Raw genomic sequence first — 16,944 nt, 5'->3', positions numbered from 1 at the left:
GGGGCACTGGCATGAAAGCATACGACTACATTATCATTGGCGGTGGCGCATCCGGGCTGATGCTGGCAGAAGCCATGGGTTCCGACCCCTGGTTCCGCAGCAAGCGCATTGCCCTGATTGAGCAGGAAAAGGAAAAGACCAATGACCGGACCTGGTGTTTCTGGGAAAAAGGCGAAGGCCGCTTCGACCCTATCCTTTTCAGAAGCTGGGACCATGTAACCGTAGGCGGCCCCGGCTTCCGCCGTAAGGCCCACCTGGCGCCCTACCGCTACAAAATGCTGAGGGGTGAGGATTTTTACCGGGAATTCGGGAATCGGATAGCCGGGTGCCCCCATATCGATCGGATTTATGCCCGGGCAGAAACCCTGGAAGAGACGGGAAACCACGCGGTGGTGCATACCTCCCAGGGGAGCTTCCGGGCCCCGATGGTATTCAGTAGCGTCCTGCTGCCCCCGCCGCCAGACCTGATGCAACCCCACCCGGTCCTTCAGCAGCATTTCAAGGGCTGGTTTATCCGTTCCGAGAACCCCGTTTTTGACCCTCAGGCCCCCACCTTTATGGATTTTGACATCGCCCAGGAAGGTCTCACCCGTTTTATGTACGTCCTCCCCTTCAGCCCAACCGAAGCCCTGGTGGAATACACCCTGTTCTCGGAGGACCTGCTCGAGGATGACGCTTATGAAGCCGCCCTGGAAGCGTATATTTCCGGAACGCTTGGGAGTACCGGGTATGACATTCTGGAAACGGAAAAGGGGAGCATCCCCATGACGATCAATGACTTCACTAAAGCCAACAGCGCCCATATCTGCCATATCGGGATTGCAGGCGGCTGGGCCAAACCCAGTACAGGGTATACCTTCAGCAATACAAGCCGCAACATCCCGCGGCTATTGGACAGGATCAAACGCGGGAAGGTGCCAGTCTTGCGACAACCCGGACGCTTCCGGCTCTACGACAGGCTTTTGCTCGATGCCCTTGCTCATGAAAACCACTTGGGCCAGCGCATCTTTTCGGCCCAGCTCGAACGGCTTCCCATCCCCCTGCTGCTTACATTTCTGAATGAGGAATCCTCCTTAATGGGTGACCTGCGGATCATCACCTCGTGCCCGATGGGGCCCTTCCTGAGGGCTTCCTGGCGGGCCCTGTTTAAAAGTCCCTCTTAAGGAGCCAGGACCCGAACTCGTGCAAGGCCGCCTTGGCCTTTGGGTTGCCACTGAGGGCTTCCAGGTCTTGAAAAGCCTGGTCAGTATAGGCCGCAATGCGCTCCCGGGTTTTTTCGTCTGCCCCTGTACTGCGGAATAATTGCAATACCCGTTTCACCTTATCCCCCGGCTGCGAAGGGGTGATGGAATAAAGATCTGTGAGTTCGCGCTGCTGGTCCGGGTTGGCCTCTTCCAGGGCTTTCAGGTAGAGGTAGGTCTTTTTATTTTCGATGATGTCTCCCCCCACCTGTTTGCCGAAACGCTCCGGGTCGCCAAAGGCATCCAAGTAATCGTCCTGGAGTTGGAAGGCCATTCCCAGGGCTATCCCGAAACGGTAAACCGCAGCCTGTTCGGGGGCTTCGGCCCCGCCTACGATAGCTCCCATCTGCAGGGCACAGCCCAGGAGGACTGCCGTTTTTAATTCGATCATCCGCTGGTATTCCGCCAGGGCCACATCGTCCCGGTTCTCGAAATCCATGTCGTACTGCTGACCTTCACAAACCTCCAGGGCAGTGCGGGAAAACAACCGAATCAGCTGCCCGAACTGGGGATCCCCATAGGCCTCCAGCTGTTGGTACGCCAGGATGAGCATGGCATCGCCGGAAAGGATGCCGGTATTGAGGTCCCACCGCTTATGCACGGTTGGTTTCCCGCGTCTTAACGGGGCGGCATCCATAATGTCGTCGTGGATGAGGGAAAAATTGTGGAACACCTCCACCGCGGCTGCGGCCGGGAGGGCTTCCTTGGGGGACGCCCCAAACAGGTCGGCGCTGAGCAGCACCAGGACCGGGCGCATCCGTTTCCCCCCCATCTCCAGGATGTAACGAACCGGTTCGTACAACCCATCCGGTGGGTCCTTAGGAGCAATTGCCCCGAGGTATTCCAGGAACTGTTCCCTGTAAGCAGCAATAGAATCGATCATGCCCCAAATGTACGCCAAACCCGCGTGCTGATACAAGCCCCTTCTCTGCTCCCGGGTCACACCCCCAAGGTTCCAGTCAAAAATGATTGGATGCCGGTATTATCCGCTACTTGTCCCAGGAGGTATTGTGGCAGTGTTAAAAAATCGTAAAACTTAGGAAACTTTTTTTGTTTTTAAAGTTTCCATGCTAATTTTGACGCCCATGAAAACAAAAATCCTGGAAACGGCAACCGAGCTTTTTCTCAACCTGGGCTTCAAAAGCGTCACCATGGATGACCTCTCCGAACATATGGGGATCTCCAAGAAGACCATTTATGCCCACTTCGAGAACAAGACCGATTTGGTAGACCAGTGCACCATGGGCCTGTTCCATACGATATCCCATGGAATAGACTGTATTTGCGACCTGGGCAAGAATCCCATCGAGGAACTCTACGAGATCAAAAAGCTCGCCTACCACTACCTGAAAAACGAAAAAGCTTCCCCCCAGTTCCAGCTCAAGAAATACTACCCTGCCATTTACAACAAGCTTCACCAGAAGCAGTATGAGATTATGAAGGACTGCGTGGTAGAGAATATCCGCAGGGGCATTGAAATGGGTATTTACCGGGAAAACCTGAACGTGGAATTTGTCGCCCTGATTTATTTCACGGGGGTTACCAGCATCAAGGACGAGAGTCTGTTCCCCAAAGCGCGGTTTACCCAGACCGAACTGATGGACATGTACCTGGAATACCACCTTCGGGGTATTGTAACACCTAAAGGAAGGACCATACTAAATAATATCATCAACTCAAATCACGAATAAATGCGTATTACCCTTGCAGGGCTCGCCCTGGCGGCACTGACCCTGGGATATTCCCAGGAGGCCCCCACCCGCTTCAGCCTGGACGAAGCCGTGGCCTACGCCCTGGAACACAACTACACGGCCATCAACGCCAACCGCGACCTGGTGGATGCCCAGAAGCAGAAATGGGAAACCATTGCCACGGGTCTGCCCCAGATCAGTGCGGCCGTCTCCTACCAGGACCAGCTCAAACAGCCCGTATCCCTGATTCCGGCGGAATTCTTCGACGGGGAACCCGGTACTTTCGTACCTGTGGTCTTTGGCCCACCCCGTACCACCTCGGCAACGGCAACCCTTCGCCAGCAGATCTTCGACGGGTCTTACATTGTAGGCGTGCAGGCCACCCAGGCCTTCTTGCGCTACAGCCAGAACAACAAGGAGAAAACGGACCAGGAAGTGCGGAAAACCGTGGTGGAAGCTTACGGGAACACCCTGCTGGCCCGGGAAAGCGTGGCCATCTTGCAGAAAAACATCGCCACGGTGGAAAAAAACCTGTACGAAACCCAGAAACTCTACGAAAACGGGCTGGCCGAGGAGGAGTCCGTGGAGCAGCTGCAGATTACCCTGGCCACCCTCCAGAACCAATACAACAACAGTGAGCGCCTGGTGGAGATCACCCTTCAGATGCTCAATACCCTTATGGGGCTTCCCCTGGAACACCCCACGGAACTCACCCAGACCCTGGACGACCTGGTTGCCCAGCAAACCCGTTTTGAACTCCTGGAGTCTCCCTTCCAGATGGAAAACAACGTGGATTACAAGCTGGTGCAAAACCTCAACGAACAGCGGTATTATGAACTGAAGCTGGCCAAAAGCCGCGCCCTGCCAACCCTCAATGCCTTTATCAATTACGGGCGTACAGGTTTCAGCGACCCCTTTTCGTATTTCGACGACCAGACGCAGAGTTTCGAGTCCTCCATCCTGGGCTTTGACCTGTCTATCCCCATCTTCAGTTCCCTGGGCCGCAGTGCCAGTACCCAGCGGGCCAAGATAGCCCTGGAAAAAGCCAAGACCCAGCTCAAGGAAACCGAGCAGCAACTCGAGCTCCAGGTAAAGCGGGCCCGGACCGACTATACTCTGGCGATAGAAACGTACCAGACCAGCAAGCAGAACCTGGCCCTGGCCGAGCGCATCGAAACCAAAAATGAAATTAAATACGGCGAAGGGCTGGCCACGAGTTTTGAACTCCGCCAGGCACAGACCCAGTTATACACGGCCCAGCAGGAATACCTCCAGGCCATGGTCAATGTGGTGAACCGCAAGACCGAACTGGAGAACATCCTGAACCCGTAACCCCACTTGACAATGACACATTACCATCAATCAACGAATATAATAGCAACCATGAAACGATTTACATTAGTCCTTCCTGCAGCCCTTCTGCTGCTGGCCGGCTGCGGCGAAAAAGCCCCCGGATCGGTAGACGAGCTTATCGCCTCAGGGAACCTGGAAGCCCTCAAGGCCCGTAAAAAGGAGCTCACCGAACAGCAAAGCAGCCTGGGCCGGGAGATCGGCAAGCTGGATTCTGCCCTCAGCGCCATAGCCGGTACCGAAAACATCCCCCTGGTAAGCACCCTGGTGGTGGAAACCGTGCCGTTTGAGCATTACCTGGACCTGCAGGGAGATGTGCAGACCAAACAAAACGTCCTGCTTTTCCCGGAAATGGCAGGGACCCTGGAGCGGGTCCTGGTCCGGGAAGGCGACCGCGTCCGCAAAGGCCAGGTCCTGGCCCGCATAGACGATGGCGGGATGGCCAGCGGCCTGGAGCAGCTGAAAACCCAGGCAGCCCTGGCCGAGACGACCTTCGAGCGCCAAAAGCGCCTCTGGGAACAGAATATCGGATCTGAAATCCAGTACCTGCAGGCCAAGACCAACTACGAAGCAGCCGTGAGTGCCGTGAAGCAGGCCGAGTCCCAATTGGCCAAATCCACCATCCGGGCCACGTTCAACGGGATTGTAGACGAGGTGATGCAGGAAGAGGGCAGTACCCTGAACCCGGCAGCCGGCATGGCCGTCTTCCGCCTGGTTAACCTTTCGGATATGTATGTGGAAGTAGATGTGCCCGAGCGATACCTTGGTAGTGTGCAGACTGGTAAGGATGTGCAGATATACCTGCCAGTACTGGGCGACAGTATCCGGACCAAAGTCCGGCAAACCGGGAACTTCATCAACCCGGCCAACCGTTCGTTCCGGGCGGAAATCCCGGTGCCCAATACCAGTGGCAACGTGAAGCCAAACCTGACCGCCCGGGTCCGGATCAACAACTATACCAACACCGAGGCCCTGGTTATCCCCCCCACGGTGATCTCCGAAAATGCCGAGGGCGAACAATACGTGTACATTGCCTCAGGCGTAACGGCAGAGGGCATGGCCAAGGCCGAAAAACGCGTCATCCAGACCGGGCTCTCCCAGGGCAACAGCGTTGAGGTCCTCAGCGGCCTGGCCCCGGGCGAACAAATTGTAACCGAAGGCGCCCGCCGCATCCGCGAAGGGCAGGAAATCCAAATCCTCAATAAGGCATGAGCAAGCAAAAGCGAAACGCAAACAAGGAATTCAGGCTTGCTTCCTGGGCCATAGACAACCCTTCGGTGATCTATGTAATGATCGGCATCTTTTTCGTGGTGGGGATCAGTGCCTATTTCGGCATGCCCCGGGAAGACTTCCCGGAGGTACAGGAAACCAAGATCTACGTCAGCACCCCTTACCCCGGGAACACGGCGGAAGACATCGAACGCCTTATAACGGACCCCCTGGAGGATCGGCTCAAAAACGTGAGTAACCTGGTGGAACTTACCTCCACCTCCCAGGAGGACTACTCCATGATTGTGGTGGAATTCGACGAAAACATCAGTGTACAGGAGGCCAAGCTGAAGGTACAGGATGAGGTGGATGCCGAAAAGGCCAGCGAGGACTGGCCTATTTTCAACGGGGCCAAGGTAGAGCCGAATGTCTTCGACCTGGTCCTCTCGGAGTCCTTCCCCATCATGAATGTGAACCTCACGGGAGACTACCCCATTGACCAGTTAAAGGCATACGGGGAAATGCTGGAGGATGAAATCGAGGACCTTGAAGAGATCAAGGAGGTCGATATCCGGGGAGCGCAGGAAAAAGAGGTTGAAGTGGCCGTGGACATCTACAAAATGATGGCCGCCAAGGTGAGCTTCGACGATGTGCTGGGCGCCATAGCCAACGGAAATATGACCATGTCTGCCGGAAACCTGAAAGCCGGGGGCCAAAGGCGTACCGTGCGCATCCTGGGGGAAATCGAAAACCCCGGGCAACTCGAGGACTTCGTGGTGAAGTCCGAGAACGGGAATGCCGTGTACCTGAAAGATATTGCCGAGGTCCGTTTCCGGGAGGAAGACAAGACCACCTACGCCCGGGAAAAAGGCGAAAGCGTGGTCATGCTGGACATCAAGAAGCGCTCCGGCATGAACGCCATCACGGCGGCGGACAAAATCCGGGATATCGTGGATAATGCCCGGCAGCAATACCTGCCGCGGGACCTGAATGTCTCAATAGCCAACGATTCCTCCAGCCGTACCCTGAACCAGGTTGATGACCTGGTGAACAATATCATTTTCGGTATCCTGCTGGTGGTAACCGTACTGATGTTCTTCCTCGGCTTCCGCAACGCCCTCTTTGTGGGGTTTGCCATCCCCATGTCTATGTTTATGTCCTTTATGATCCTCTCGGCGCTTGGGTATACGCTCAACACCATGATCCTCTTTGGGTTGGTTATGGGCCTTGGGATGCTGGTAGACAACGGGGTAGTGGTCGTGGAAAACGTCTACCGCCTTATGGACGAGGAAGGCATGGGCCGTATTGAAGCGGCTAAAAAAGGGATTGGTGAAATTGCCATCCCCATCATCATTTCCACAGCCACCACGGTTGCCGCCTTTGTTCCGCTGGGGATGTGGCCCGGCATCATGGGGGAATTCATGATCTTCTTCCCCATCACCCTTTCGGTAGTGCTGGGATCTTCACTCTTTGTGGCCATTTTCATGAACTCCATGCTGGTGTCCAGCTTTATGGAAACCGGGCAGAAGGAACTCACCCGGAAACAGCTCCTGCGCATCACCGCTATCCTGGTGCCCCTGGGCCTGTTTGTTTTCTTTGTGGCCGGCCCTGTGCGGGGTCTGGGAACTCTCCTGGTCGTTACCGCCGGGATGTTCTGGCTCTATAAATACGTCATCAAGAACTCGGCCAACCGCTTCCAGAACAAGACCCTCAAAAAGTTGGAGAATTTCTACGAGAAGCAGCTCCAGCGGGCCCTGCGTGGGAAGAACGTCTACTGGTATTCCGGGGTCATGTTCCTGCTGCTGATCCTGGCCTTTATCGGGTTCGGCGCCTCCCTGGGAAGCCAGCGTACCAAGGTGGAGTTCTTCCCGGACAACACCCCGAATGAAATCTACATCTACATCGAATACCCCCAGGGGACGGCCATTGAAAAAACCAATGCCCTCACCCGGGAAATCGAGCGACGGGTATATGACATTGTAGACTCCGACGCCTATATGCGCGGAGACCGGAACATGCTGCTGGAATCTACGGTTTCCATGGTGGGTCGCGGCTCGGAAAACCCTTTTACCGACGGGGGCTCTACCGCCGAAATGCCGCACCGCGGGAAAATCACCCTCTCCATGCGGGAGTTCAAGTACCGGGGTGGGAAGGACACCGAGCAGTTGCGCGCCGATATTTCGGATGCCCTGGCCGGGGTTTACCCGGGGGTCGAAATCTCGGTCGAGAAGGACCCCATTGGCCCCCCGGCCGGGTACCCCATCAACATAGAACTGGAGGGGAAAAACTACGATACCCTCATCCAGGTGGCCGAGCGCATGCGCACCTTTATCAACCTGCAGAATATTGAAGGCATCGAGGAGCTCAAGATAGACGTCAATAAGAGCAAGCCTTCTATGGAAGTGGTCGTAGACCGCGAGAAAGCGGGTGAACTCGGCGTGGCCGTAGGCCAGGTGGGGATGCAGCTGCGGCGGTCCCTCTTCGGGGACAAAGCCGGCATCTACAAAAAGGATGGGGAAGACTACGACATCAATGTCCGGTTTAACGAGGACCTGCGTTACAACACCAGCGCCCTCTTTAACCAGAATATCATCTTCCGGGATGCCTCCAACGGGCAGATCAAGGAAATTCCGGTTTCCGCGGTGGCCCGACAGCGCAACACCTCGGGCTTCAGCGCTATCAAGCACAAGGATGCCAAGCGCGTGGTTACTGTCTATTCCGGCCTGAAACCCGGCTTTACCGATGCAGGGGCCATTGTGTCCCAGATCCAGGAAGCCATGGCGGATTTCCGCGATATGCCGGCCGGGGTTAAGATAGATTATACCGGGCAGATAGAAGAGCAGAACAAACAGATGCAATTCCTAATGGGGGCCTTCTTTACCGGGCTGGGCCTGATTATGCTGCTGCTGGTCTTCCAGTTTGGCGGGATTTCCAAGCCGGCCATCATTATGACGGCCATCTTCCTGAGCCTTATCGGGGTGTTCGGCGGGCTGATCCTTACCGGGTGGCCCTTTGTGATCATGATGACCATGATGGGGATTATTTCCCTGGCGGGGATTGTGGTGAACAACGGGGTGGTCCTGCTGGATTATACCCAGATCCTCATAGACCGGAAGAAGGTGGCCCTGGGGCTGGACGACCGGGACCTACTGCCCATGTCCGACGTTACTGAAGCCATCGTAAAAGGAGGGAAGGCCCGTCTGCGACCCGTATTGCTTACGGCCATTACCACGGTCCTGGGGCTGATCCCCCTGGCCATTGGCCTGAACATTGATTTCCCGGGACTATTTGCGAATTTCGACCCGGGCATCTATATCGGGGGCGATAACGTGGTCTTCTGGGGACCCCTGGCCTGGACCGTGATCTTTGGCCTTATTGTGGCCACCTTCCTGACCCTGATCATCGTCCCGGTGCTGTTCAACATCACCTACCGGATCAAACGGGCCGTGCGCCGGCGGCGCGAAAAACCGCAACCGCAGCGCGAAGCCCTGGGGCAGGCGGCTTAAAGGCAGGAAATCGTACCGAATCCATTAGGCGGGAAGTTTGCAATTGCGTTGTGAGCTTCCCGCTTTCTAATGTACCTTTGCAGGCATAAAACGCATAAGACATGTACCGATCGCATACCTGTGGGGAACTCAATGAATCGCATATCGGAACCCGCGTCCGCCTGGCCGGGTGGGTGCAGAAAATCCGGGACAAGGGATTTGTGGTATGGATCGACCTCAGGGACCGCTACGGGGTTACCCAATTGGTTTTCGACCAGGAGCGGAGCCCGGAAGCCCTGCTGGAGCAGGCCCGGAATGCCGGGCGGGAGTTTGTGCTGATGGCAGAAGGGGAGGTTATTGAACGGGCGTCCAAAAACCCCAAACTCCCCACCGGGGCCATTGAAGTACTGGTGTCGGAACTGAAGGTGCTGAACCCTTCCCAAACCCCGCCTTTTACGATCGAAGACCAAACCGACGGGGGGGAGGAGCTGCGGATGAAATACCGCTACCTGGATATCCGCCGCAACCCGGTAAAGGAAAAACTCATCTTCCGCTCCCGGGTAGCCATGCAGGTGCGCAACTACCTTTCCGGGCAAGGCTTCATCGAAGTGGAAACCCCCTACCTGATCAAGTCCACGCCAGAAGGCGCGCGCGACTTTGTGGTGCCGAGCCGTCTGCACGACGGGCAATTCTATGCCCTGCCCCAATCGCCCCAAACCTTCAAGCAATTGCTCATGGTAGGCGGGCTGGACAAATACTTCCAGATCGTAAAGTGCTTCCGGGATGAGGACCTCCGCGCAGACCGCCAGCCGGAATTCACGCAAATCGATTGTGAGATGGCCTTCGTGGAACAGGACGATATCCTCGAGGCCTTCGAAGGCCTTACCCGCCACCTGCTCAAAGAAATCAACGGGGTGGAAACCGGTGCCTTCCCCCGCATGACCTACGACGAGGCCATTAGCCGGTACGGGTCTGACAAACCGGACATCCGCTTTGGGATGGAATTCGGGGAACTCAACGCAGTAGCCCAGCACCGGGATTTCAGTGTCTTTAACCAGGCCGAACTGGTGGTGGGGATTGCCGTCCCCGGAGCCGCCTCCTTTACCCGGAAGGAAATTGATGCCCTGGTAGACTGGGTCAAACGGCCGCAGGTGGGAGCCGGAGGGATGGTGTATGTGAAATGTAACGAAGACGGCAGCTACAAATCCTCGGTAGACAAGTTTTATGAGCCCTCCGACCTGGAGGCCTGGGCCAGGGCCACCGGGGCAGCCCCGGGGGACCTGATTTGCATCCTCTCCGGGGATGCCGGACCTACCCGCACCCGCCTGAGCATGCTTCGGATGGAGATGGCCGAACGGTTGGGGCTGCGCAAGGCAGACGAGTTCGCCCCCCTTTGGGTGGTGGATTTCCCCTTGCTGGAATTCGACGAGGAAAGCGGGCGCTACCACGCCATGCACCACCCCTTTACGGCGCCGAAACCCGGGCAGCTGGAACTGCTGGAAACCGACCCGGCTGCGGTACGGGCCAATGCCTACGACCTGGTGCTGAACGGAAATGAGATAGGCGGGGGGTCCATCCGGATCCACGACAAACAGACCCAGGCCGTTATGTTCCGGCACCTGGGCTTTACCGAAGAGCAGGCCCGGGCGCAGTTCGGCTTCCTGATGGATGCCTTCCAGTACGGGGCGCCCCCCCACGGGGGTATCGCCTTCGGGCTGGACCGCCTGGTAGCCATCCTGGGCGGGCAGGAATCGATCCGCGACTTCATCGCCTTCCCGAAGAACAACAGCGGGCGCGATGTGATGATCGATGCCCCCTCGCCCATCGATGAAGAACAACTCGAGGAGCTCCACCTGCAACTCCGGCCTTCGGCCGATTAACGATGGGGGCCCGGCAATTTTTGTACCTTTAAACATAGACTTGCCGATATGGGAAACCAACCCAACAGCCTGCTTACCCGTTTCCTCAAGTGGCGCTACAAGCATATTTCCCATAAGACCTTTACCCACATCGTTAGTGTGGGGCTCGGGCTGCTTGCGGGGCTGGTATCGGTTACCCTCAAGAACACCACGTATTTTATAGAATCGGCCCTGGAGAAGGGGGTGCTTTTCCTCAGCACAGAACTCTATTTCATCCTGCCCATTGTAGGGCTTACCCTGGTGTTCCTCTATGTGAAGTATGTCCACAAGGAGCGCCTGGAGCACGCCATCTCGTCCATCCTCTTTTCCCTGTCCCGGAAAAAGGGGATCATCTCGGCCCGGAAGATCGTGACCCCCCTGGTCACTGCCCCCCTCACCGTAGGTTTCGGGGGTTCCGTGGGATTGCTGGGGCCAGCGGTAGCCAGCGGGGCAGCGCTCAGCTCCAATGTCTCCCGCCTGTTGCACATCAGCTCCAAGGACCGCTCCCTGCTCATCGCCTGCGCCTCCGCAGGCGCCATAGCCTCGGTGTTCCAGGCCCCCATTGCGGCCATCATCTTTGCCGTGGAGGTCTTTAGCCTGGACCTGACCATGCTTTCCATGCTACCCCTGCTGCTGGCTTCCATTTCCGGGGTGCTGACCTCCTATTTCTTCCTGGGGGACGAAACCCTGTTCACCTTTGCCCTGCAGGACAGTTTCGAGGTTACAGACAGTGTGTATTACATCCTCCTGGGGATGGGGACCGCCGTGGCCTCTATCTATTTTTCCAAGATTTACTTTACCATAATGCGGTGGTTCAAGCCGCTGCGAAGCCCGAAATACCGGTTGTTGGTAGGCGGGTTGGCCATAGGGGTGATGCTCTACTTCATCCCACCCCTCTACGGGGAAGGTTTCGGTTTTATCAACAACCTGCTGGAGGGCGACCACCTCAGGGCGCTGGGTGAAACCCCCTTCGATGCCTATGTGGATAATATCTGGGTGGTCATTGGGTTGCTCTTCGGGATAACCCTCTTTAAGGCGGTCGCCATGACCACGACGTTTGCCGCTGGGGGTGCGGGTGGGATCTTCATCCCCACCATGGTCATGGGGAGCGCCCTGGGCAATGTAATGGCCAAGGTGTTGAACAACCTGGGGCTCGGTATTTCCGTGAGTGAATCGAACTTTACCCTGGTGGGCATGGCAGGGTTGATTGCCGGGGTAATCCACGCCCCGCTGACGGCCATCTTCCTCATTGCAGAGATTACCGGGGGCTATGAGCTCTTTGTCCCCCTGATGATTACGGCCGCCATGTCCTACCTCATCACCCGAAACACCATGGAACATACCATCTATACCAAGGAACTCGCACGTATCGGAGCCCTGCTCACGCATAACAAGGACCAGACCGTCCTTACCCTGATGGAACTGGATGAGGTTATCGAAACCGAATTCAAAACGGTATCCCAGGACATGACCCTGGGGGAAATGCTCCACCAGTCCGTAGCCAAAAGCACCCGTAATATCTTTCCAGTGGTCGATGCGGAAGGAAAATTGCAGGGGATTGTACTTTTGGACGATATCCGGGAATTCATGTTCGATATGGAGATGTACGACAAAGTGCGCGTGGGGTCCTTTATGCAAAACCCCCCGGAACAGATCTTTTACGGCCAGGACAATATGAAGCAGGTGATGAAAAAATTCCAGGACAGCGGGGCCTGGAACCTCCCCGTGATCCGCGACGGCAAGTACGCCGGTTTTGTATCCAAATCGAAAATGCTCACCGCCTACCGGCGCAAACTGATAACCTTTACCCCGTAGTTATGAAGAAGGTATCCAGATATGTGGTTGCAGGAATTGTGCTGGCCTCCCTGGGCGCTATTCTCTACGGGTTCTCCATCATGGACGCCGAGAGCGTGCTGGGAAACCAGTATATCGGCTTTGGGGTGGTGGGGCTGTTCCTGCTGGCCATGCCCCTATTCCTCATCACGGAGAGCCGGGGAAAGAAAATGAAGGACTATATGCTCACGGATGAAAACATCCGGAAAATGCGGGAGAAGAAGGAAAATTCTACTGAAAATCAATAAATTCCATCAAATAATCTGCTAACACCTATGGAGCAGTGGATTTTTATTTTAAATTCGTCCTACTATTAATTATTACTTTTTTTTAATGACTGGAACAGTTAAATTTTTCAATGAATCCAAAGGTTTCGGGTTCATTGTAAATGATGCCACCGGAAAGGACATCTTCGTACATGCAACCGCACTTGGCGGGTTGCAATTGAACCAAGGAGACAAAGTAGAATATGAGGAGACCGAAGGTCGTAAAGGAATGGTTGCCGCAAATGTGCAGGTAATCGGATAACGTTATTTTATTTTGAGTTAGGAAAACACCGCCATAGAGCGGTGTTTTTTTTTAGTTGAGGTTTCGCTTTTCAATAAAGAAACGCTTGAGCATCTCAGAAGCTTCTTCCTCCAGGATACCCCCCGCTAGCTGGGTCTTCGGGTGCAGCATGCCCCCGGCCTTGGTAAAGCCTCGCTGGGGGTCGTAGGCCCCGAAAACCACCCGGGAGATCTGGCTCCAGTACAAGGCACCGGCACACATCTGGCAGGGTTCCAGGGTTACATACAGGGTGCAGTTGGTCAGGTACTTCCCCCCAAGGAAATGTGCCGCTGCGGTAATGGCCTGCATTTCGGCATGGGCGGTAACATCGCGCAACTGTTCGGTAAGGTTGTGGGCGCGGGCAATAACCCGGTCCTGTACCACAATCACAGCCCCTACAGGCACTTCCCCTTTTTCGTAGGCCACCTCCGCTTCCTGGAGGGCCTTACGCATAAAAAAACTATCGTCGAGCACGAATTCCACAGCCGTAAAAATACAATTTCTCCCTATTCAGCCTGGGGGTGGAATCTTCCAATTTGCACTACCTTTAACGCGCTTATGGAATTTCTGGCGCACATCCATACCCCAGCAGATCTCCGGAACCTCCCCGAAGCAGCCCTCCCGGAAGTTGCCAAGGAGCTTCGCGAATACATTATCGATATCCTTTCGGTAAAGGCAGGGCATCTCGGGGCCAGCCTTGGGGTGGTGGAGCTCACCCTTGCCCTGCATTACGTGTACAATACGCCGGATGACCGTTTGGTCTGGGATGTGGGCCACCAGGCCTACGGCCATAAAATCCTTACCGGCAGGCGGAAGGATTTTCATACCAACCGCCAATGGGGCGGGCTTTCCGGGTTCCCCAAACGGGAAGAAAGCCCGTATGACCCCTTCGGTACCGGACATTCCTCCACCTCTATTTCCGCCGTCCTGGGGATGGCCATTGCTGCCCGGCTCAGCGGGCAACACAGCCGGAAACACATCGCAGTTATAGGGGATGCCTCCATTGGTGCCGGGATGGCTTTCGAGGCCCTGAACCACGCCGGGGAAACCCAGGCAGACCTGCTGGTGGTCCTCAATGACAACTCCATTGGGATTGACCCCAGTGTTGGGGCCCTCAAGGGCCTGCTGAGTCAGGCCAGGGCCGGGAATACCCAAACGGGCAATCTCTTTGAAGACCTTAATTTCAGGTATAGCGGCCCGGTAGATGGCCACGACCTCCCTGCCCTGTTACAGGCCCTCCGGGAGGCCCACGAACAGGAGGGGCCCAAGCTGCTGCACGTGGTCACGACCAAGGGCAAGGGGCTCCGGAAAGCGGAGGAAAACCAGGTGGTCTACCACGCCCCCGGCTTGTTCGACAAGCTAACCGGGGACCTGCTTCCCCAGGCGCACACCCCGGGGCACGGACCCAGGTACCAGGAAGTATTTGGCCGGACCCTGGTGGAATTAGCGCACCTTAACCGGCGCCTTGTGGGCATCACCCCGGCCATGCCTACCGGGAGTTCCCTGACCTACCTCATGGAAGCCTATCCGGAACGGGCTTTCGATGTAGGCATTGCCGAACAGCACGCCGTAACCCTGGCCGCGGGCATGGCTGCAGACGGGCTGGTCCCCTATTGCGCCATTTACTCCACCTTCCTCCAGCGCGGGTACGACCAGCTCATCCACGATGTGGCCCTCCAGAACCTCCCGGTGATCTTCTGTATAGATCGGGCAGGCCTGGTAGGCCAGGACGGGGCCACCCACCACGGGATTTTCGACATCGCCTACCTCAGGTGCATCCCGAATCTCGTCCTGATGGCACCCATGGACGGGCAGCAGTTGCGCCAGATGCTCTTTTCCGCCCAACAGGAACCCTCGGGCCCTGTGGCCATCCGATACCCCCGCGGCTACTGCATGCAGGAAGACTGGGAAGTCCAGTTTGAGGCCTTCCCCATGGGGAAGGCTCGCAGGCTCAAAGCGGGGAATGCTGTAGCGGTCCTCACCCTGGGGCCCTTGGGCCAGCGCATCGCCGCCCTCCTCCCTGACACCAAACAGCCGGAAGCGTTCGGCCATTACGACATGCGGTTTGTAAAACCCCTGGATCTGGGGGCCCTGAAGGAAATTTCCCAGACCTACAGACAGGTGGTAACCCTGGAGGATGGATGCTTAGAAGGCGGTTTCGGCAGCGCGATACTGGAAAGCCTCCACAGCATGGGGTATGCGGGGAAGGTACACCGGTTGGGAATCCGGGACCACTTCCCTTCCCATGGGACTACCGAAGAATTGTACAGGGCGGAAGGTTTGGACCGGGATTCCCTGATTGATTTCTTAAACGGCTTACTCCATGAATAAAAAATGGATCTTCTGGTCTGCCCTTCTGTGGGTTTGCACCACAGGCTCCCTACGGGCACAGGACAGTATCCCTGCGCTGGAACCGGACACCATCCCGGTAGATACCATGGTCATCCGCGATATTCAGTACCCCATCCGTATTGTTCCCAGGGGCGTGCGGCTTACGGTCCCCCGGATATCCTTTAAAAATACGAAGCCGCTCACCAAACCTTTCAAACGGTTTAAAGTCCCCTCCTTCTGGGACACGACCAACGAATTGGACTTGCAGTTTTCCGAGGTGGCCTTCGTAAACTGGAATGCCGGGGGCGAGAACGCCGTATCGGCCAACGGACGGCTGTACTTTGGCCGGAACTACAAGTTCGGGCTCTTCCAGTGGGATAACGACCTGGAGATGCGCTTTGGGTGGAATGCCCAGGAAGGGCGGAAATGGCGAAAAACCGACGATGCCATCCGCCTGAGCAGCACCATCGGGTACCGCCGCGACAGCCTCACCCATTGGTTTTATTCAGTAAAGCTGAATTTCAACACCCAGTTCGCCGACGGGTTTAAATACCCGGACCGCTCCCGCGCCATCTCCCGCTTTATGGCCCCGGGATACCTGTTCTTCGGGGCAGGAACCTCCTATATCATCGAAGAAAAAAAATTCAACCTCTACATGTCCCCCGTTACCTTTAAGGGGACTTTTGTGCTGGACCAGGAACTGGCAGACCGGGGTGCCTTCGGGGTGGAGAAAGCGGTGTTGGACGCCGACGGCAACGTGATTACCGAAGGGCAGAACCTCTTCGCGGAAATGGGCCTGTTGGTCACCCATAAATGGGAACTGCCCCTGGCCAAAAACATTACCCTGAACCACAACCTCACCCTGTTTGCCGACTACCTCAGGATTGTGTGGAACGTGGACGTAGACTGGCAGCTGAAGTTCAATTTTAAAGTGAACGAGTACATCAGTGCCAACCTCATGGGCCACCTGATCTACGACGACGACATCCTCTTCGACAGGGAGGTAGCCCCGGACGGCACTGTCCTCAATGGGGGATCCCCCCGGACCCAATTCCGACAGCAGCTGGGGATTGGAATAAATTATAAGTTCTGAGTTTCTTTTTTGGCTCACCGCGACTGGCGTCGCGGTTCGCTTTTATTCCTCTTTCTTTTGCTGGCCCAAAAGAAAGAGGGAAAGAAAAAGGCCTTTTTTCGAAGCATTCGATGCGATTTTTGCTATCGCAAAACCGCGGCTGTCGCTGGTCGCTCCATGCTTTCCATCTGCTTCGCAGATCGCATATCCGCTTGCGCCACCGCTATCGCTACCATGCTTCGAGGCACTCACCCAATGCCGGCGCAGCCAGCAATCCCTTTTTGGAAG

General features: G+C 56.2%; 13 protein-coding genes. 11 read left to right on the top strand and 2 right to left on the bottom strand.

Annotated elements, in window-relative coordinates:
* Positions 1 to 11: 11 nt before the first annotated feature.
* Positions 12 to 1,163, top strand: coding sequence for a lycopene cyclase family protein (locus CA832_RS03565; RefSeq protein ID WP_088340173.1), 1,152 nt, complete (start codon positions 12 to 14; stop codon positions 1,161 to 1,163).
* Here CA832_RS03565 and CA832_RS03560 read toward each other — a convergent pair.
* Entirely contained in the window at positions 1,147 to 2,124 is a 978-nt protein-coding gene (locus tag CA832_RS03560; RefSeq protein ID WP_088340172.1) for a polyprenyl synthetase family protein, read from the bottom strand. The genes CA832_RS03565 and CA832_RS03560 overlap by 17 nt on opposite strands.
* Before the next feature lie 202 nt (positions 2,125 to 2,326).
* Between CA832_RS03560 and CA832_RS03555 the strand changes: the two genes are divergently transcribed.
* The 8 genes from CA832_RS03555 (at position 2,327) to CA832_RS03520 (ending at position 13,235) form a co-directional block, all read left to right on the top strand.
* On the top strand, positions 2,327 to 2,932 hold the full coding sequence (locus tag CA832_RS03555) for a TetR/AcrR family transcriptional regulator (RefSeq protein ID WP_088340171.1): 606 nt from the start codon (positions 2,327 to 2,329) through the stop codon (positions 2,930 to 2,932).
* Positions 2,933 to 4,264, top strand: coding sequence for a TolC family protein (locus tag CA832_RS03550; RefSeq protein WP_088340170.1), 1,332 nt, complete (start codon positions 2,933 to 2,935; stop codon positions 4,262 to 4,264). It begins immediately after the preceding gene.
* Positions 4,265 to 4,315: 51 nt separating this feature from the next.
* Positions 4,316 to 5,494 (top strand): efflux RND transporter periplasmic adaptor subunit, encoded by a 1,179-nt coding sequence (locus tag CA832_RS03545; RefSeq protein WP_088340169.1) that lies wholly within the window; start codon positions 4,316 to 4,318, stop codon positions 5,492 to 5,494.
* Positions 5,491 to 8,997: an efflux RND transporter permease subunit gene (locus CA832_RS03540; protein ID WP_088340168.1), complete on the top strand. Its 3,507-nt coding sequence runs from the start codon at positions 5,491 to 5,493 to the stop codon at positions 8,995 to 8,997. Before CA832_RS03545 ends, CA832_RS03540 begins: the two co-directional genes overlap by 4 nt.
* A 101-nt stretch (positions 8,998 to 9,098) precedes the next feature.
* Positions 9,099 to 10,856: an aspartate--tRNA ligase gene (aspS, locus tag CA832_RS03535; protein WP_088340167.1), complete on the top strand. Its 1,758-nt coding sequence runs from the start codon at positions 9,099 to 9,101 to the stop codon at positions 10,854 to 10,856.
* 48 nt (positions 10,857 to 10,904) lie between these two features.
* Positions 10,905 to 12,689, top strand: a complete 1,785-nt coding sequence (locus tag CA832_RS03530; RefSeq protein WP_088340166.1) for a chloride channel protein — start codon at positions 10,905 to 10,907, stop codon at positions 12,687 to 12,689.
* A gap of 2 nt (positions 12,690 to 12,691) precedes the next feature.
* Entirely contained in the window at positions 12,692 to 12,955 is a 264-nt protein-coding gene (locus CA832_RS03525) for a hypothetical protein (protein ID WP_088340165.1), read from the top strand.
* A gap of 85 nt (positions 12,956 to 13,040) precedes the next feature.
* The gene (locus CA832_RS03520; RefSeq protein ID WP_088340164.1) at positions 13,041 to 13,235 is read left to right on the top strand and encodes a cold-shock protein; all 195 of its coding nucleotides are present in this window, start codon (positions 13,041 to 13,043) and stop codon (positions 13,233 to 13,235) included.
* Positions 13,236 to 13,286: 51 nt separating this feature from the next.
* On the opposite strand, the gene CA832_RS03515 is transcribed toward CA832_RS03520, so the two are convergent.
* Positions 13,287 to 13,736 carry a nucleoside deaminase gene (locus CA832_RS03515; protein WP_233131721.1) on the bottom strand — a complete coding sequence of 150 codons (450 nt, stop codon included), beginning with the start codon at positions 13,734 to 13,736 and terminating at the stop codon, positions 13,287 to 13,289.
* A gap of 75 nt (positions 13,737 to 13,811) precedes the next feature.
* On the opposite strand from CA832_RS03515, the gene CA832_RS03510 reads away from it, so the two are divergent.
* A complete protein-coding gene (locus tag CA832_RS03510) occupies positions 13,812 to 15,584 on the top strand; it encodes a 1-deoxy-D-xylulose-5-phosphate synthase (RefSeq protein WP_088340163.1) in 1,773 nt (590 codons plus the stop codon).
* Positions 15,577 to 16,677, top strand: a complete 1,101-nt coding sequence (locus CA832_RS03505) for a DUF3078 domain-containing protein (protein WP_088340162.1) — start codon at positions 15,577 to 15,579, stop codon at positions 16,675 to 16,677. Before CA832_RS03510 ends, CA832_RS03505 begins: the two co-directional genes overlap by 8 nt.
* Positions 16,678 to 16,944: the final 267 nt, after the last annotated feature.

Source organism: Robiginitalea sediminis, from assembly GCF_002198115.1.
Lineage (GTDB): Bacteria > Bacteroidota > Bacteroidia > Flavobacteriales > Flavobacteriaceae > Robiginitalea > Robiginitalea sediminis.
The sequence above is the reverse complement of the archived record's forward strand: the minus strand, read 5'-3'. Positions and strand labels throughout refer to the sequence as shown.